The sequence below is a fragment of the Klebsiella sp. SWET4 genome, assembly GCF_024296565.1.
Lineage (GTDB): Bacteria > Pseudomonadota > Gammaproteobacteria > Enterobacterales > Enterobacteriaceae > Klebsiella > Klebsiella variicola.
Map to the genome: position 1 here is coordinate 81,645 of NZ_JANCOB010000015.1, position 18,299 is coordinate 99,943.

Annotated in this window: 15 protein-coding genes and 1 riboswitch; of the genes, 9 read left to right on the forward strand and 6 right to left on the reverse strand. The window is 56.6% G+C overall.

Annotated elements, in window-relative coordinates; translation table 11 throughout:
• Window positions 1–44 precede the first annotated feature (44 nt).
• Together fsa and NKJ21_RS24675 are read right to left on the reverse strand one after the other, a co-directional pair.
• Window positions 45–707, reverse strand: coding sequence for a fructose-6-phosphate aldolase (fsa, locus tag NKJ21_RS24670; RefSeq protein WP_008807861.1), 663 nt, complete (start codon window positions 705–707; stop codon window positions 45–47).
• A gap of 204 nt (window positions 708–911) precedes the next feature.
• Window positions 912–1,898: an AraC family transcriptional regulator gene (locus tag NKJ21_RS24675; protein WP_162708844.1), complete on the reverse strand. Its 987-nt coding sequence runs from the start codon at window positions 1,896–1,898 to the stop codon at window positions 912–914.
• Between the two features lie 24 nt (window positions 1,899–1,922).
• On the opposite strand from NKJ21_RS24675, the gene zinT reads away from it, so the two are divergent.
• Window positions 1,923–2,573 carry a metal-binding protein ZinT gene (zinT, locus tag NKJ21_RS24680; protein ID WP_008807859.1) on the forward strand — a complete coding sequence of 217 codons (651 nt, stop codon included), beginning with the start codon at window positions 1,923–1,925 and terminating at the stop codon, window positions 2,571–2,573.
• Window positions 2,574–2,621: 48 nt separating this feature from the next.
• Here zinT and ppc read toward each other — a convergent pair whose 3' ends face one another.
• Together ppc and argE are read right to left on the reverse strand one after the other, a co-directional pair.
• Window positions 2,622–5,273, reverse strand: coding sequence for a phosphoenolpyruvate carboxylase (gene ppc, locus NKJ21_RS24685; RefSeq protein WP_008807858.1), 2,652 nt, complete (start codon window positions 5,271–5,273; stop codon window positions 2,622–2,624).
• 258 nt (window positions 5,274–5,531) lie between these two features.
• Complete coding sequence (argE, locus tag NKJ21_RS24690; protein WP_012969211.1) at window positions 5,532–6,683, reverse strand: acetylornithine deacetylase; 1,152 nt, start codon at window positions 6,681–6,683, stop codon at window positions 5,532–5,534.
• A gap of 113 nt (window positions 6,684–6,796) precedes the next feature.
• Between argE and argC the strand changes: the two genes are divergently transcribed.
• The 4 genes from argC (at window position 6,797) to oxyR (ending at window position 11,233) form a co-directional block, all read left to right on the forward strand.
• Window positions 6,797–7,801 carry an N-acetyl-gamma-glutamyl-phosphate reductase gene (gene argC, locus NKJ21_RS24695; RefSeq protein WP_110193388.1) on the forward strand — a complete coding sequence of 335 codons (1,005 nt, stop codon included), beginning with the start codon at window positions 6,797–6,799 and terminating at the stop codon, window positions 7,799–7,801.
• 6 nt (window positions 7,802–7,807) lie between these two features.
• Complete coding sequence (argB, locus tag NKJ21_RS24700; RefSeq protein ID WP_086070891.1) at window positions 7,808–8,584, forward strand: acetylglutamate kinase; 777 nt, start codon at window positions 7,808–7,810, stop codon at window positions 8,582–8,584.
• Between the two features lie 98 nt (window positions 8,585–8,682).
• Complete coding sequence (gene argH / locus NKJ21_RS24705) at window positions 8,683–10,056, forward strand: argininosuccinate lyase (RefSeq protein ID WP_012543258.1); 1,374 nt, start codon at window positions 8,683–8,685, stop codon at window positions 10,054–10,056.
• Between the two features lie 259 nt (window positions 10,057–10,315).
• Entirely contained in the window at window positions 10,316–11,233 is a 918-nt protein-coding gene (oxyR, locus tag NKJ21_RS24710; protein ID WP_008807853.1) for a DNA-binding transcriptional regulator OxyR, read from the forward strand.
• On the opposite strand, the gene sthA is transcribed toward oxyR, so the two are convergent.
• Window positions 11,216–12,616, reverse strand: a complete 1,401-nt coding sequence (sthA, locus tag NKJ21_RS24715) for a Si-specific NAD(P)(+) transhydrogenase (protein WP_008807852.1) — start codon at window positions 12,614–12,616, stop codon at window positions 11,216–11,218. The genes oxyR and sthA overlap by 18 nt on opposite strands.
• Window positions 12,617–12,812: 196 nt before the next feature.
• Between sthA and fabR the strand changes: the two genes are divergently transcribed.
• Entirely contained in the window at window positions 12,813–13,448 is a 636-nt protein-coding gene (fabR, locus tag NKJ21_RS24720; protein WP_004151856.1) for an HTH-type transcriptional repressor FabR, read from the forward strand.
• Window positions 13,449–13,463: 15 nt separating this feature from the next.
• Window positions 13,464–13,823, forward strand: a complete 360-nt coding sequence (locus NKJ21_RS24725) for a YijD family membrane protein (RefSeq protein ID WP_008807851.1) — start codon at window positions 13,464–13,466, stop codon at window positions 13,821–13,823.
• Between the two features lie 54 nt (window positions 13,824–13,877).
• On the opposite strand, the gene trmA is transcribed toward NKJ21_RS24725, so the two are convergent.
• Window positions 13,878–14,978 carry a tRNA (uridine(54)-C5)-methyltransferase TrmA gene (gene trmA, locus NKJ21_RS24730; RefSeq protein ID WP_004203692.1) on the reverse strand — a complete coding sequence of 367 codons (1,101 nt, stop codon included), beginning with the start codon at window positions 14,976–14,978 and terminating at the stop codon, window positions 13,878–13,880.
• A gap of 114 nt (window positions 14,979–15,092) precedes the next feature.
• A riboswitch (cobalamin riboswitch) is annotated at window positions 15,093–15,280 on the forward strand.
• Window positions 15,281–15,344: 64 nt separating this feature from the next.
• Here trmA and btuB point away from each other — a divergent pair.
• Both btuB and murI read left to right on the forward strand, forming a co-directional pair.
• Window positions 15,345–17,201 carry a TonB-dependent vitamin B12 receptor BtuB gene (gene btuB, locus NKJ21_RS24735; protein WP_039102696.1) on the forward strand — a complete coding sequence of 619 codons (1,857 nt, stop codon included), beginning with the start codon at window positions 15,345–15,347 and terminating at the stop codon, window positions 17,199–17,201.
• Window positions 17,146–17,997 (forward strand): glutamate racemase, encoded by an 852-nt coding sequence (gene murI, locus NKJ21_RS24740; protein WP_008807849.1) that lies wholly within the window; start codon window positions 17,146–17,148, stop codon window positions 17,995–17,997. The genes btuB and murI overlap by 56 nt, the downstream gene beginning before the upstream one ends.
• Window positions 17,998–18,299 lie beyond the last annotated feature (302 nt).

An 18,299-nucleotide genomic window follows, 5' to 3' on the forward strand; every position in this document is an offset into this window, starting at 1 on the left:
CCTCGATGACCGTGCTGCCGCCCGCAGGCGACTCGCAGGTCCGGTTACAGGTTCAGCGTGCCAAAGGCGTTATTCCAGTCCTGTTCAAACTTCTCTATGGCTGACTCTACCGCAGGGGTGCCGAGCATTTGTTGCGCTACATCTAATGGAAGGGTGATGGCTTCGCAACCGGCCAGCAGGCAATCCAGCGCCTGACGGGGCGTTTTGAAGCTCGCCGCCAGCACTTTGCTCTCGGGCGCATGCATTTCCAGCAGTGATTGCAGCTCCTGCACCATGCGGATGCCGTCCCCGCCCTGGGCGTCAACGCGGTTAACGTAAGGCGCGACGTACTTTGCGCCAGCCAGTGCGGCCAGCAGGCCTTGCGAAGCGCTGTAGACGGCGGTGCCAAGGGTCGGGATGCCTTCCTTCTTCAGCATTTTGATAGCGGCGAGGCCTTCGGCGGTCACCGGGATTTTGACCACGATGCCCGGCACGGCGTTGCTCAGGCGTTTAGCTTCTTCCACCATGCCCTGCGCATCGCGGCTCATGGTCTGCGCGAAGAGGGTGCCCTCCGGACCGATGGCTTTCTGCAGGCGTGGGAGCACGTCCCATACCGGGGTTTTACCGGCGGCGATAATGCTCGGGTTGGTGGTTACCCCGGCCAGCGGGTAAATGCGGGCCAGGCGTTCCACTTCGGCGACGTTGGCGGTATCCAGATAGAGTTCCATCGTGTTTTCCTCAATGCTTAATTCGATATTGTCGTTGAGGTAAGCATACGGCTTTCGTTCGAAGGACCGCCAGATGACAAATTTGCCAAAAACTGGATAAATGTACGCATCACGATTAAGGATGATTTAGATCACATTTATCGGCGATGGTGGGTTGTACAGCAATAAAGGCGCGCACAAAAGTCAGGTTTAACACACAAAAATCTAGTTTTGGGCCGGAGACGATATCTCCGTCAACTGGCTATGGTACTGACGGCGATATTCAGACGGCGAGCGCTCCGTAGTTTTGCGGAACAGGCGGCAGAAATAATTGCTGTCGGCGAAGCCGCAGGCGTGGGCGATATCTTTCACTTTCATATCGTGGCCCTTCAGCAGCATACGGGCCTGTTCAAGACGAATATGGTTTAGATATTCATTGAAGCCCATTGGCCCGCATTTCTGGAACAGATGAGAAAGATAGTTGGGGGAGAGATAGAACGCCTGGGCTACCGATTCCCGGCTCAGCGGCTCTGCATAATGGGCGTCCATGTACTGGCGGATCGCCTCAAACAGCGCCTGGCTGCGCGAGGAGGTTTGCGCCTGGCTGCCGAGAAGGTCATGGCAGTGGCTGAGCAGGCTGACGACAATGCTGCGGGCGGTTCGCTGCTCCTGCGGCTGCATCCGGAGCTCATTGAGCGCCTGCAGCAGAAATGAACCGACGCGCGGCCCGCGGCGCAGCGCCTGCCGCTTTTCGACAACGGTTATCGCCTTGCCATTCCAGTGCTGCAGCGAGCACTCCAGTCGCTGCTTATCGAACAAGATACTTAACAGCAGGCAGGGCGCCTGCCACTGCGGGCAGTTCCAGCTATCGCCAGGGATATAGAGCACGTCGTTCGCCTCAAGAGGGCTGGCGTTTTCGCCGAGTGCCCGGTCAGGCAACTGCCCATCGATGATGATGTTCAGACGGGGAAAATCAACCTGCACTACCGGCTCAGCAGGCGAGCGCATCTCGCCGGCAAAATAGACCCGGCCGATACCATTCTGCTTTTTTAGGAATGAATCAATAAGTTGATTGATATCGTTGTCCATCATTCTTCCGTTCAGCGCATCACCTCTTTCATCATACCGGACATTTTTCCAGCGGTAAAAGCGCTTGCCAGTCACGCTTGCTTCCCAGATAAGATATGTTATATCGTAACAATTTGTCGCCATTGATAGCAAACTCAGGAGAGAGTAATGACCAGAAAGATCCCCCTGCTGGCCTTTGGATTCGGCATGGCGTTAGCCAGCGCCCAGGCGTTTGCCCACGGCAATCATAACCATGGCCCGGCGTTAACCGACATCGAGCGTCAGGCCAGCGAAGGCATTTTTGCCGATAAAAATGTGCAGGACCGCGCGCTGAGCGACTGGGAGGGCGTCTGGCAGTCGGTAAACCCGTATCTGCTCAATGGCGACCTCGATCCGGTGCTGGAGCAGAAGGCGAAAAAGCCCGGCGGCAAGAGCGTCGAGGAGTATCGCGCTTATTATAAGAAGGGCTACGCCACCGATGTGGAGCAGATTGGCATTGAAAATGATGTGATTGAGTTCCACGTTGGCGAGACCGTCAACAGCTGCAAATACCGCTATTCAGGCTACAAAATTCTGCATTACGCCTCCGGCAAGAAGGGCGTACGTTACCTGTTTGAGTGCCAGCAGGGCGATGCCAACGCGCCGAAATTTGTGCAGTTCAGCGACCATATTATTGGCCCGCGTAAATCGCAGCATTTCCATATTTTCATGGGCAATGAATCACAGGAGGCGTTGCTGAAAGAGATGGATAACTGGCCGACCTATTATCCATATGCGCTGCATAAAGAGCAGATCGTTGATGAGATGCTGCACCACTAGAACAGGTGAAAATCCCCCGACCGGGCGGCCGGGGGAGAGAGGCTTCGATTAGCCGGTGTTACGCATACCGGCGGCAACGCCGGCGATGGTGACCATCAGCGCTTGTTCAACGCGCGGATCCGGGTCCTTGCCTGCTTCTTCGGCCTGGCGTGAACGGTGCAGCAGTTCCGCCTGCAGGACGTTCAGCGGGTCGGTATAGATATTACGCAGCTGGATAGACTCGGCGATCCACGGCAGGTCGGCCATCAGATGGGAGTCATTGGCGATGGCCAACACGACGTTGATGTCGGCAGCCAGCAGCTTACGCAGCTCGGTACCCAGCGCCCACAGCTCCGGCTTCACCAGGCGCTGATCGTAGTACTCCGCCAGCCACAGGTCGGCCTTCGAGTAAACCATCTCCAGCATGCCAAGGCGGGTGGAGAAGAACGGCCAGTCGCGACACATCGCTTCCAGTTCACTCTGTTTTCCACCTTCGACCACCTTCTGCAGCGCGGCGCCAGCGCCCAGCCAGGCCGGTAGCATCAGGCGGTTCTGGGTCCAGGCGAAGATCCACGGAATGGCGCGCAGCGACTCGACGCCGCCGGTCGGGCGACGTTTTGCCGGACGCGAACCCAGTGGCAGTTTGCCCAGCTCCTGCTCCGGAGTCGCAGAGCGGAAGTAAGGCACGAAATCTTTGTTTTCACGTACGTAGCCGCGATACATCTTGCAGGAGACGTCGGACAGCTCAGCCATGATGTCGCGCCATTCGGCTTTCGGTTCCGGCGGCGGCAGCAGGTTGGCTTCCAGAATGGCGCTGGTATATAGCGACAGACTGCTGATGGTCACTTCCGGCAGGCCGTACTTAAAGCGGATCATCTCGCCCTGCTCTGTGACGCGCAGGCCGCCTTTCAGGCTTCCCGGCGGCTGCGAGAGCAGCGCCGCGTGGGCTGGCGCGCCGCCGCGGCCGATGGAACCGCCGCGTCCGTGGAACAGCGTCAGTTCGATACCGGCTTTCTCACAGGTTTTGATCAGCGCGTCCTGCGCCTGGTACTGCGCCCAGGAGGCGGCCATCACGCCAGCATCTTTGGCGGAGTCAGAATAGCCAATCATGACCATCTGCTTGCCCTGGATAAAGCCGCGGTACCAGTCGATATTCAGCAGCTGAGTCATGACATCGTTGGCGTTGTTCAGGTCGTCCAGCGTTTCGAACAGCGGGGCCACCGGCAGAGCAAAACCAATCCCGGCCTCTTTCAGCAGCAGATGAACCGCCAGCACGTCGGACGGCGTTTTGGCCATCGAGATCACGTAGGCGGCGATCGATCCGCGCGGCGCCTCGGCGATCACTTTGCAGGTATCGAGGACTTCGCGCGTCTCTTCGCTTGGCTCCCACTGACGCGGCAGCAGCGGACGTTTGGAGTTCAGTTCGCGGATCAGGAAAGCCTGTTTGTCGGCTTCTGACCAGCTTTCGTAATCGCCGATCCCGAGGTAACGGGTCATTTCGCCCAGCGCTTCGGTATGGCGAGTGCTTTCCTGACGGATATCAATACGCACCAGCGGTACGCCGAAAGACTTCACGCGGCGCAGGGTGTCGAGCAGTTCGCCGTTGGCGATAATGCCCATGCCGCAGGCCTGCAGCGATTTATAGCAGGCGTACAGCGGCTCCCACAGCTGCTCGTTCTGAGTGATCAGTCCTGCCGGTTTCGGCAGCTTCTGACCTTTCAGGCGCGCTTCCAGCCAGGCCTGGGTCTCCATCAGCTGAGTGCGCAGTTTCTTCATCAGATAACGGTACGGTTCCTGAGCACCCTCGGCGCCAGCCAGCGCGCGAAGTTCGTCGGTACACTCCACCATCGACAGCTCGGAGATCAGCACCTGCACGTCTTTGAGGAACAGATCGGTGGCTTTCCAGCGGCTGAGCAGCAGCACGTGGCGGGTGATGTCAGCGGTCACGTTCGGGTTGCCGTCGCGGTCGCCGCCCATCCACGAGGTGAAACGCACCGGGACGAAGTCCACCGGCAGCTGATAGCCAAGGTTGGCTTCCAGCTGTTCGTTCAGCTCGCGCAGATAGTTAGGCACCCCTTCCCACAGGCTATTTTCCACCACCGCGAAGCCCCATTTGGCTTCGTCGACCGGAGACGGGCGGTATTTACGGATCTCGTCAGTATGCCAGGACTGGGCGATCAGCTGGCGCAGACGGCGCATCAGCTGATGGTGCTCGTAGTCGGCGATGTCTTTATTGTCCAGTTGCTTGAGGCAGCTGTTCACTTCCACCATTTTATGGATCAGCGTCCGGCGGGTGATCTCGGTCGGGTGGGCGGTTAATACCAGCTCCAGAGACAGAGATTCCACCGCTTTTTTGATGGTGTCTTCGTTGAGATTGGGTTGGTCTTTGAGCTTTCTCAGGGTACGCGCAATGACTTCCGGATTGCTGGCCGCTTCGCCATTCGGCGAAATGCTGTGGTACTGCTCAGCGGTGTTCGCCAGATTCAGAAACTGGCTGAAGGCACGGGCAACCGGCAGCAGTTCGTCGTTAGACAAATTCTGCAGCGTGGTCAGCAGCTCCTGGCGGTTAGCTTCGTTGCCGGCGCGTGAAGATTTGGACAACTTACGGATAGTTTCGACACGATCAAGAATATTTTCTCCCAATGCATCCTTGATGGTATCGCCCAGCACCTTGCCGAGCATACTGACATTACTACGCAATGCGGAATATTGTTCGTTCATGTTACCCCAGACACCCCATCTCATTTTATTTTGTTATATCCGCTGCGCTGGAACGTGAGCAACGGATAAGCAACCCGTCTTTTATAAAGCCACGTAAATACCCCCACGTCAATTACTGCGAAATCGCTTCAGCAAACGAGTAAATCGCCGTAATTTGCGAAATTTAATTCAGGGGGCGCTGGATAAGCATCGCTTATGGAAATGTGACGATCGTCACCGTTCCGCCCCGGGAGAACGGGGCGGAAAAAGAGGGCGATTTTAGTGCCAGCAGAAGTGGTGGACCACCTGGCTAATCAGCTCCCGGGTCGGCTTGATAAAGCGCGTCTCCAGATACTCGTCAGGCTGATGGGCCTGATTGATGGAACCCGGGCCGAGAACCAGCGTCGGACATAGCGTCTGGATAAACGGCGCTTCGGTGCAGTAGTTCACCACGTCGGTCTGCGCGCCGAGCAGTTTCTCAACCACCTGGACCAGCTTATGGTCCGGCGGGCATTCGTAGCCGGGGATCGGCGGGTGCAGCTCTGAGACCGTCAGGCGGCCCGGCCAGCGCTCACTGACGGGCGCCAGCGCCTCGCCCAACAGACCATTAAGATCGTTGAGGGTCATCCCCGGCAGCGGGCGGATATCCATATGCAGTTCACAGCAGGCGCAGATGCGGTTTGAGGCATCGCCGCCATGGATAGCGCCCAGGTTGAGGGTTGGGTAAGGGACCGTGAACGCCTCGAAGTGGTAGCGCTCTTTTAGCAGATCGCGCAGCTGCATAATGCGGCCGATGGCGTCGTGCATAAGCTCAATCGCGTTAACTCCGCGTGCCGGATCGCTGGAGTGGCCGGACTGGCCCTGAATACGGATCGCGTTGGACATATGTCCTTTGTGGGCGCGGATCGGCTGCAGGGAGGTGGGCTCGCCGATGATGGCGCAGTCCGGGCGCAGCTGGGTGGTTTCGGCAAAATAGCGCGCGCCGGCCATGCTGGTCTCTTCGTCGGCGGTGGCCAGAATATACAGCGGTTTTTTCAGCGTGGTGACGTCGACATCGCGCAGGGCGTCGAGAATAAAGGCGAAGAAGCCTTTCATGTCAGCCGTGCCGAGGCCGTAGAGCTTGTTATCGTGTTCGGTGAGGGTGAACGGATCCCGCGTCCAGCGGCCATCATCGAATGGCACGGTATCGGTATGCCCGGCGAGCAGCAGGCCGCCGGCGCCGTGTCCGGTGCTGGCCAGCAGGTTGAATTTATGGCGCGTATCCGGCACCGGCTGTATCTCAACATTGAAGCCGAGATCGCGGAACCAGCCTGCCAGCAAATTGATTAAAGACTCATTGCTTTGATCGAGAGCCTCTTCGGTCGCGCTGATGGACGGTGTGGCGATCAACGCGCGGTAAATCTCGATAAAGGGCGGTAAATTGTTTTTCATTGTTGACACACCTTGGGTCGTGATAGTATCAATATTCATGCATTTATTGTGAATAAAAATACAATATCGTTGAGCGTAAGAAAACCCATCGAATGTAAGGAGATGCGCTTCCAATGTTAAATACGCTGATTGTGGGTGCCAGTGGTTATGCCGGCGCAGAGCTGGTGACCTATATCAATCGTCATCCGCATATGAACATAACCGCTTTGACGGTCTCCGCGCAAAGCAATGATGCGGGAAAATTAATTTCCGACCTGCATCCGCAGCTCAAAGGCATTGTCGATATGCCTCTGCAGCCGATGTCCGATATCAGCGAATTCAGCGCTGGCGTGGACGTGGTGTTTCTCGCCACCGCGCACGAAGTGAGTCACGACCTGGCGCCGCAGTTCCTTGCCGCCGGCTGCGTGGTGTTCGATCTTTCCGGTGCCTTCCGCGTTAACGATGGGGCGTTCTACGAAAAATATTACGGTTTCACTCATCAACATCCCGACCTGCTCAAACAGGCGGTGTATGGTCTGGCGGAGTGGAGCGCGGATGTGCTTAAAGAAGCGCAGTTAATCGCGGTGCCTGGCTGCTATCCGACGGCGGCGCAGCTGTCGCTGAAGCCGCTGATTGAGGCCAATCTGCTGGATCTGAACCAGTGGCCGGTGATCAACGCCACCAGCGGGGTGAGCGGCGCGGGTCGTAAAGCCGCGATCGGCAATAGCTTCTGTGAAGTGAGCCTGCAGCCATACGGCATATTTAACCATCGCCATCAGCCGGAGATTGCCAGCCACCTCGGGGCAAAGGTGATTTTTACCCCGCACCTGGGTAATTTTAAGCGCGGCATCCTTGAAACCATTACCTGCCGCCTGAAGCCGGGCGTCGGCCACGCGCAGATCGCAGCGGTTTACCAGAAAGCTTACGCCGATAAACCGCTGGTACGTTTATATGATAAAGGCGTACCCGCATTGAAAAGCGTCGAGGGTCTGCCATTCTGTGATATCGGTTTTGCCGTGCAGGACGACCATCTCATCGTCGTCGCGGTTGAAGATAACCTGCTGAAAGGCGCCGCAGCGCAGGCAGTGCAGTGCGCGAATATTCGTTTCGGCTTCGCTGAGACGCAGTCTCTTATTTAAGGTGTGATGATGAACCCATTAATTATCAAACTCGGCGGCGTATTACTCGATAGCGAAGAGGCGCTGGAGCGCCTGTTTACCGCGCTGGTTAACTACCGTGAAGCGCACCAGCGCCCGCTGATTATCGTCCATGGCGGCGGCTGCGTGGTGGATGAGCTGATGAAGCAGCTTAATCTGCCGGTGAAAAAGAAAAATGGCCTGCGGGTTACGCCTGCCGATCAGATTGACATCATTACCGGCGCGCTGGCGGGAACCGCCAACAAAACGCTGCTGGCATGGGCGAAAAAACATGGTATTTCCTCGGTAGGCCTGTTCCTCGGCGATGGCGATAGCGTGAAGGTCACGCAGCTGGATGCCGAGCTGGGCCATGTCGGGCTGGCGCAGCCGGGCTCCCCGGCGCTGATCAACACCCTGCTGGCGGGCGGTTACCTGCCGGTGGTGAGCTCTATCGGGGTGACCGATGAAGGCCAGCTGATGAACGTCAATGCTGACCAGGCGGCGACGGCACTGGCGGCCACCCTGGGGGCGGATCTGATCCTGCTGTCTGATGTCAGCGGTATCCTCGACGGTAAAGGACAGCGTATTGCCGAGATGACCGCCGAGAAAGCGGAGCAGCTGATCGAGCAGGGCATTATCACTGACGGCATGATTGTTAAAGTGAATGCGGCCCTTGACGCCGCACGTGCCCTGGGCCGTCCGGTGGATATCGCCTCCTGGCGTCACGCCGAGCAGCTGCCAGCGTTATTTAACGGCACGCCGATCGGCACACGTATTCTGGCTTAAGATTTCATGCCCGGCGGCGCGTCGTCTGCCGGACTTACAGACTGTAGGCCGGGCGGCACAATGTCGCCGGCAGAACTAACGAATAAAGGAAGCATGTTATGGCACTTTGGGGCGGGCGTTTTACACAGGCAGCAGATCAACGGTTCAAACAGTTCAACGACTCGTTGCGCTTCGACTATCGTCTGGCGGAGCAGGATATCGTTGGCTCTGTCGCCTGGTCGAAAGCGCTGGTAACGGTCGGCGTTCTGAGTGCCGCTGAACAGCAGCAGCTGGAAGAAGCGCTGAACGTGCTGCTGGAAGAGGTGCGCGCCAATCCGCAGCAAATTCTCGCCAGCGATGCCGAAGATATTCACAGCTGGGTGGAAGGCAAGCTGATCGATAAAGTGGGCCAGTTGGGCAAGAAACTGCACACCGGGCGCAGCCGTAACGACCAGGTCGCCACCGATCTTAAACTATGGTGCAAAGATACCGTTGTCGAACTGCTGTCGGCGAACCGCCAGCTGCAGAGCGCGCTGGTGGAGACTGCCCAGCATAACCAGGACGCGGTGATGCCGGGGTACACTCACCTGCAGCGTGCCCAGCCAGTGACGTTCGCACACTGGTGTCTGGCCTATGTTGAAATGCTGGCGCGTGACGAAAGCCGCCTGCAGGACGCGCTGAAGCGCCTCGACGTTAGCCCGCTGGGCTGCGGCGCGCTGGCGGGGACGGCGTATGAAATCGACCGCGAGCAGCTGGCCGGCTGGCTGGGCTTTGCCTCTGCCACCCGCAACAGCCTCGACAGCGTTTCCGATCGCGACCATGTTCTGGAGCTGCTTTCCGATGCGTCTATCGGCATGGTGCATCTGTCGCGCTTTGCTGAAGATCTGATTTTCTTTAACTCCGGCGAGGCGAACTTCGTCGAACTTTCTGATCGCGTGACCTCCGGCTCCTCGCTGATGCCGCAGAAGAAAAACCCGGACGCGCTGGAATTAATTCGTGGTAAATGCGGCCGCGTGCAGGGCGCGTTGACCGGCATGATGATGACGCTGAAAGGCCTGCCGCTGGCCTACAACAAAGACATGCAGGAAGATAAAGAGGGGCTTTTCGACGCCCTGGATACCTGGCTCGACTGCCTGCATATGGCGACCCTGGTGCTGGATGGCATCCAGGTGAAACGCCCGCGCTGTGCGGAAGCGGCGCAGCAGGGCTATGCCAACGCCACAGAACTGGCAGATTATCTGGTGGCAAAAGGCGTTCCGTTCCGTGAAGCGCACCATATTGTTGGTGAGGCGGTAGTCGAAGCCATTGCGCAAGGGAAACCGCTGGAAGCGCTGCCCCTGGTCGATTTGCAGAAATTCAGTCCGGTCATCGCAGACGATGTTTATCCGATTCTGTCTCTGCAGTCCTGCCTCGATAAACGCGCAGCGAAAGGCGGCGTTTCGCCGCAGCAGGTGGCGCAGGCTATCAGCGACGCAAAAGCGCGCCTGAGCTAATTCTCTGGCATCCGCCTCTCTGAACCCGGCCGAGCCTGATGACGCCGGGTTTTTTATGCAAAAAAAAAGCGGACACAAGGTCCGCAAAAGTTCACGTTGGCTTTAGTTGTTCGGGTAGAGAAACAGTGTGACGGGCCAATGATTTTCACAGGTATACCGTCTCTATGGGCGTATTATTGAACAGAAAGCTTGATAGGGATAATCGTTCGTTGCTATGCTATCTATCGCCATGGACTATCGTGGCGATGGAGGATGAATAATGAATATTCGCGATCTTGAATACCTGGTAGCGCTCGCCGAACACCGCCACTTCCGGCGGGCGGCTGACTCATGCCACGTGAGCCAACCGACGCTCAGCGGACAGATCCGCAAGCTCGAGGATGAACTTGGCGTCATGCTGCTGGAGCGCACCAGCCGTAAGGTTCTGTTTACCCAGGCGGGGCTGTTGCTGGTGGATCAGGCGCGTACCGTGTTACGCGAAGTAAAAGTGCTCAAGGAGATGGCAAGCCAACAAGGGGAAACCATGTCCGGGCCGCTGCACATCGGCTTGATCCCGACAATTGGCCCGTATCTGCTGCCGCAAATCATTCCGATGCTGCACCAAACCTTTCCGAAGCTGGAAATGTACCTGCACGAAGCGCAGACCCATCAGCTGCTGGCCCAGCTCGACAGCGGTAAGCTCGACTGCGCCATTCTGGCGCTGGTCAAAGAGAGCGAGGCCTTTATCGAGGTGCCGCTGTTTGATGAGCCGATGATGCTGGCTATCTATGAGGATCACCCGTGGGCGAACCGCGACCGCGTGCCGATGTCGGATCTGGCTGGTGAAAAGCTGCTGATGCTGGAGGATGGCCACTGTCTGCGCGATCAGGCGATGGGCTTTTGCTTTGAAGCGGGAGCGGATGAAGATACCCACTTCCGGGCGACCAGTCTGGAAACGCTACGCAATATGGTGGCGGCAGGCAGCGGCATTACCTTGCTGCCTGCGCTGGCGGTACCGCAGGAAAGAAAACGCGATGGCGTGGTCTATCTGCCGTGCATTAAGCCAGAGCCAAGACGAACCATCGGCCTGGTTTACCGTCCCGGCTCCCCGCTGCGCAGCCGCTATGAACATCTGGCGGAGGCCATCCGCGGTACGATGGATGGCCATTTCGACAAGGCGTTAAAACAGGCGGTTTAAGCCGTTCAGCGCGGCAACCCGATACGCTTCCGCCATGGTCGGGTAGTTAAAGGTGGTGTTGACGAAGTACTCAATGGTGTTACCACCACCTTTCTGCTCCATGATCGCCTGGCCGATGTGAATGATTTCGGCTGCGCGTTCGCCAAAGCAGTGAATGCCGAGGATCTCCTTGGTCTCCCGATGGAACAGGATCTTCAGGGTTCCCACGCTCATGCCAACGATTTGCGCCCGCGCCAGGTGTTTAAACTGGGCGCGACCCACCTCATACGGCACTTTCATCGCCGTCAGTTGCTGCTCGGTTTTCCCGACGGAGCTGATTTCCGGAATGGTGTAGATCCCGGTGGGGATATCTTCAATCAGATGCGCCGAGGCTTCGCCTTTCACCAGCGCCTGGGCGGCAATGCGCCCTTGATCGTAGGCGGCAGAAGCCAGACTTGGATAGCCGATGACATCGCCAACCGCATAAATGTGCGGGAGGGCGGTCTGGTACATGCTGTTGACCTTCAGCTGGCCGCGGCTGTCAGTCTGCAGACCGATGTTTTCCAGCGCCAGGGTGTCGGTATTGCCGGTGCGGCCGTTGGCGTACAGCAGGCAATCGGCCTTCAGTTTTTTACCGGACTTCAGGTGCATGATCACGCCGTCATCCACCCCCTCAATTTTCTCATACTCCTCATTGTGGCGAATGACCACGCCGCTGTTCCAGAAGTGATAAGAGAGCGAGTCTGACATCTCCTGATCGAGGAAGGCCAGCAGACGATCGCGGGTGTTGATCAGATCGACCTTCACCTCCATGCCGCGGAAGATCGAGGCGTACTCGCAACCGATCACCCCGGCGCCGTAAATGATCACGTGGCGCGGCTCATGCTGCAGGCTGAGAATCGAATCGCTGTCATAGATGCGCGGGTGGTGGAAATCGACATCGGCCGGATGGTAGGGACGTGACCCGCAGGCGATAACGAATTTCTCCGCAGTCACCGTCTCGACCGTGCCGTCATGGCATTCCAGCGCCAGAGTATGTTCATCAACGAAGTGCGCGTTGCCCTGCAGAATTTCACAGTGGTTGCGCTCATAGAATCCCTGGCGCATATGAGTCTGCTGGTTGATGACGCTGTCGGCATGGTTGAGGATGTCGGCGAAAGAAGAGCGAAGAAGGCGGGAGTGGTCGCTGTAGAGGGGGTTTTGGTTAAACTCGATAATACGGCTGACGGCATGGCGGAGGGCTTTCGACGGGATGGTGCCCCAGTGGGTGCAACCGCCGCCGACATTATGGTAGCGCTCAATGACGGCAACGCGTACTCCCTGTTTCACCAGTCCCATGGCGGCGCCTTCGCCGCCAGGACCGGAACCAATCACTATTGCATCATAATCCCAAGAGTGTGACATGGCATTACTCACCTGTTTTATACATAAAATAAACACGATGATAACATTCGCTGCGCTTTAACCCAATTATCGTTGTGCTTTTTTGCGGCATAAAAGCAGAAACGGCTCGTAAACAATCATTCACAATCCAGTGCAAACCGATTAGTTTTAATCTCTGGTATAGTGCCAGCAGGGCTATTGGAAGGATTCATACATCGTGATGGGCGTAAGAGCACAACAAAAAGAAAAAACCCGCCGTTCGCTGGTGGAAGCAGCATTCAGCCAACTTAGCGCTGAGCGGAGTTTCGCCAGTCTGAGCTTGCGTGAAGTGGCCCGGGAAGCAGGGATCGCACCGACGTCCTTTTATCGTCATTTTCGCGATGTCGATGAGTTAGGTCTGACGATGGTCGATGAGAGCGGGCTGATGCTGCGCCAGCTGATGCGCCAGGCGCGCCAGCGGATTGCTAAAGGCGGTAGCGTGATCCGCACCTCGGTCTCCACCTTTATGGAGTTTATCGGTAACAACCCGAACGCCTTCCGCTTGCTGTTGCGAGAGCGCTCGGGAACCTCTGCGGCGTTTCGCGCCGCCGTCGCGCGCGAGATCCAGCACTTTATCGCGGAACTCGCCGACTATTTAGAACTCGAAAACCATATGCCGCGCGCCTTCACCGAAGCGCAGGCTGAAGCTATGGTCACCATCGTCTTTAGCGCTGGCGCGGAAGCGCTGGATGTCGGCCCTGAACAGCGCCGGCAGCTGGAAGAACGGTTGGTGCTGCAGCTCAGAATGATCTCGAAAGGCGCGTATTACTGGTATCGCCGTGAACAAGAAAAAATGTCACATCATTCCGAATAACGTGAAGGACGAGCAATGAAACACTCAGTTCAAGATAAAGGTACGCTGCTGCTGGCGCTGATTGCCGGGTTATCCATTAATGGCGCCTTTGCGGCGCTGTTCAGTTCGATAGTTCCGTTTTCCGTCTTCCCGATTTTATCCCTGCTGCTGACGATCTACTGTCTGCATCAGCGCTATCAGAATCGCAGTATGCCCGTTGGGCTTCCGGGCCTGGCCGCCGCCTTTTTTATTCTCGGGGTACTGTTGTACAGCACCGTCGTGCGTGCGGAGTACCCGGATATCGGCTCTAACTTCTTCCCGGCCGTTCTGTCCGTCGCGATGGTCTTCTGGATCGGCTACAAGATGCGTAACCGCAAAAATACGGCAGCCGAGTAAGCCGCCAGTGGTGTAAAAAAAACCGGCAATATGACATTGCCGGTTTTTTTGGGCCTATTTCCGGGTCAGCAGAACGCCGCATTCCATATGATGGGTGTACGGGAACTGGTCGAACAGCGCCAGCCGGGTGACGTTGTGCGTCTGGCTTAACGTCTCCAGATTGCGGCACAGCGTTTCCGGGTTGCACGAAATGTACAGAATGCGCGGATAGGCCTGCACCATTTTTTCCGTTTCGCTGTCCAGTCCGCTGCGCGGCGGATCGACGAAAATGGTCTCGCACTGATAGCTCTGCAGATCGATACCCTGCAGCCGGTTGAACTCCCGCACGCCATTCATCGCCTGAGTAAACTCTTCCGCCGCCATGCGGATAATCTGCACGTTGTCGATATGGTTAGCGGCGATGTTGTACTGCGCCGCAGCCACCGACGGTTTGGCGATTTCGGTGGCCAGCACGCGATCAAAATTGCGCGCCAGCGCCAGCGAGAAGTTACCGTTGCCGCAGTACAATTCCAGCAGGTCACCGGTCGCCCCTTTGGTGACATCCAGCGCCCACTCCAGCATCTGAATGTTCATGGCCGCGTTCGGCTGGGTAAAGCTGTTTTCCACCTGACGGTAGATCATCTCTCGCCCGCCAACTGGCAGACGTTCATCTATATAGTCCTGATCGAGCTCGATTTTGGTTTTGGTCGCCCGTCCAATCAGATGCACATTGAGTCCCTGGGCTCGCAGGGCGTCACGCAGCGCCTCCGCTTGCTCACGCCAGGCATCATCCAGCTTTTTATGATACAGCAGCGAAACGACCGCCTGGTTGCTGAGGGTGGTCAGATAGTCAATCTGGAACAGCTTATGGCGCAGCACGGGATTGTTGCGCACGCCCTCCAGCATGGCGGTCATCAACTGATTGATAAGCGCGCTGGCGGCCGGAAAGCTGTCAACGCGAATCCGCGACCGGGTCTGCTGATCGAAAATAATATGGTACAGATCGTCGCCATCGTGCCACAGACGGAACTCGGCGCGCATCCGGTAGTGGCTGACCGGCGAACGAAACACTTCCGGAACCGGCGCGGCAAAAGGCGCCATCATGGTTTGCAAACGGACGACTTTTTCTGCCAGCTGCGCTTCGTATTGTTCGGTAGGAAGGTGTTCGGGGGTCATGATGCATCCTGAATAAAATAAGTACGCGGGGATTGTAGGGAAAGCGCCGGGGATGTCCAGCTTCGAATGTGGCGGGAAATATAATTAGCAGTCTGGACATCTATATGATTCTAATTGTAGCATTCGCCTACCGGTCCTGTGAGTTAAAAGGGAACCCAGTGGAAATCTGGGGCTGACGCGCAGCGGTAAGGAAGGTGAGAAATGAGCGCACTCGGTGCAGACACTGCGGCTAGCCGTGGGAAGTCATTATTTCTTGAAACAGCCTCCAAGCCCGAAGACCTGCCGGAATACGTCGCACTGGGTTTTATCGTCGCGAGCAACTGATAAAACCAGCGGCATCCTTTTTCTGTTTCGGATGCTTTTACAATGATTAAAAAAGCTTCGCTGATGACGGCTTTATCCGTCACGGCATTTTCCGGCTGGGCGCAGGATAGCAATTCAGATACGTTAGTGGTGACAGCAAACCGTTTTCAACAGCCGGTCAATACCGTGCTGGCGCCGACCGACATTGTGACGCGCGATGATATCGACCGCTGGCAGTCCAAAGATTTAAACGATGTCATGCGTCGTCTTCCTGGGGTCGATATTGCCCGCAACGGCGGCATGGGGCAGAGCGCTTCGCTGTATGTTCGGGGGACGGAGGCTCGTCACGTGCTGGTGCTGATCGACGGTGTGCCGATGGCGCGTCCGGGGATCTCCAATGGCGTAGATATCAGTCAGATCCCTATCTCGCTGGTCCAGCGGGTGGAATACATCCGTGGCCCGCGCTCCGCAGTCTACGGCTCCGGAGCGATCGGTGGGGTGGTGAACATTATCACCATGACCGATTCAGACCGTTCACAGGTTAACGTCGGAATGGGGAGTAACGGTTATCAGACTTATGACGGCGCCATTAATAAACGTTTTGGCGATACCGTAGTGACTGCAGCTGGTGCTTATCAGACCACAAAAGGTTTTAACGTCCAGCCGAATTCGCCGTACAGCGGCGACAGCGATCGTGATGGCTATCGTAACAAGCTTTTCCTGGGCGGTGTGCAACATAAGTTTGACGATAACTTCTCTGGTTTCTTCCGGGGCTATGGTTACACAGCCAATACTGACTACGATCAGGGCTCGTATGGCTATGTTGGCGGCAATGATGAAAGACAGAATTACACGCAGTCCTGGGACACGGGTCTGCGTTACAGCTCCGGTATCTATTCCTCCCAGCTGATTGCTAACTATCAGCGCATCAAAGATTACAACTACAGCAGCGACGCTGGCCGCTATGCCGCGGGCGCCACCCTGGATGATATGGAACAGCGCTATATCCAGTGGGGTAATAACATTGAGGTTGGGCACGGGGCGATTAGTGGCGGCGTCGACTGGAAGCAAGAAAAGCTCACCTCCAGTAGCACAACATTGTCTGATGCCTACAAACGCGATACCACCGGTCTTTACCTGACCGGGCAGCAGCAGATTGACAGTGTGACCCTGGAAGCATCCGGGCGTGAGGATCATGACGAACAGTTCGGATGGCACGGTACCTGGCAGACGGCGGCAGGCTGGGAGTTTATTGATGGCTACCGGGCTACGCTCTCTTACGGTACCGGATTCCTGGCGCCGTCACTGGGTCAGCAATATGGCGCGACGCGTTTTGCTTCGTTTTATGGGCCTGGCATTGCTTCCAACCCAAACCTGAAGCCGGAAGAATCTAAACAGTGGGAAGCCGGAATTGACGGGCTAACGGGGCCGCTGGATTGGCGAATCTCAGCATATCATTATGAGATTCAAAACCTGATCGACTATAAAAACAATCAATATATCAACGTGAAGTCAGCCACGATTAAAGGTCTGGAGTGGACGGGGAACGTGACGACTGGCCCGGTGGAGCATCATCTGACGTTGCAGTATGTCGATCCGCGTGATGATGATACTGGCAAGGTACTCTATCGCCGCGCGAAGCAACAAGTGAAGTATGAACTGACCGGACAGATCTACGCTCTTGACTGGAACGTGATGTATCAGTACCTCGGCAAGCGTTACGATGATGACTACGACAATGGGCGCGATGTCAAAATGGGCGGTCTGAGCCTCTGGGATGTCGGTTTATCGTATCCCGTCACCTCACACCTGACAGTTCGTGGTAAAATAGCCAACCTGTTCGATAAAGATTACGAGACAGTTTATGGCTACCAATCTGCAGGACGGGAATACACCTTGTCTGGCAGCTACACCTTCTGATCCACGTCCCACCGTGCTGGTGTTTGATTCCGGCGTCGGTGGGTTGTCGGTTTATAATGAGATTCGGCAGCTGCTGCCGAATCTGCATTACATCTATGCTTTCGATAACGTTGCCTTCCCCTATGGCGAGAAGAGCGAGGAGTTTATCGTTGAGCGCGTTGTGGAAATCGTCACCGCTGTCCAGCAGCGTTATCCCCTGGCGCTGGCGGTGATCGCCTGCAATACCGCCAGTACCGTCTCCCTGCCTGCCCTGCGTGAAAAGTTCGCTTTCCCCGTCGTTGGCGTGGTGCCGGCGATCAAGCCCGCCGCCCGTTTAACGGCGAACGGCATTGTTGGCCTGCTGGCGACGCGCGGTACCGTAAAGCGTCCTTATACCCGTGAGCTGATCGACCGCTTTGCCAATGAATGTCGGATTGAAATGCTGGGGTCGGCGGAGCTGGTGGAGCTGGCGGAAGCGAAGCTGCATGGCGAGCCTGTGCCGTTAGAAGAGCTGCGCCGTATCCTGCGCCCGTGGCTGCGGATGCAGGAGCCGCCGGATACGGTGGTGCTGGGCTGCACCCACTTTCCTCTTTTACAGGAGGAGCTGCAGCGCGTTCTGCCGGAGGGCACGCGGCTTATCGATTCTGGCGCGGCGATTGCCCGCCGCACCGCCTGGCTGTTAGAGCATGAAGCGCCGGATGCGAAGTCCAGTGACGAGAATAAAGCATTCTGCATGGCGCTGACGGCAGAAACAGAACAACTTTTACCCGTTCTGCATCGCTATGGTTTCCCAACGCTGGAAAAATTACCGCTTTAAGGGCGTTTTGCACAAAAAAGAGACGGTTGAATAATTTTTTGAAAACAGGGCTTGTCAACGTCTCAGAACTCCCTATAATGCGCCTCCACTGACACGGAACAACGGCAAGCAAGCCGCCGGGTCAGCAGGGTTTCGGCGATGAAGTTCAACGCTGAAAACCGACAGAGAAAAGCAAAATAAGCGCTTGACTCTGCATGAGGAAAACGTATTATACGGGACCTCGCAACGGTGAGCTGAAAGCCGCGTTGCAACTGCTCTTTAACAATTTATCAGACAATCTGTGTGGGCACTCAAAGTGACAT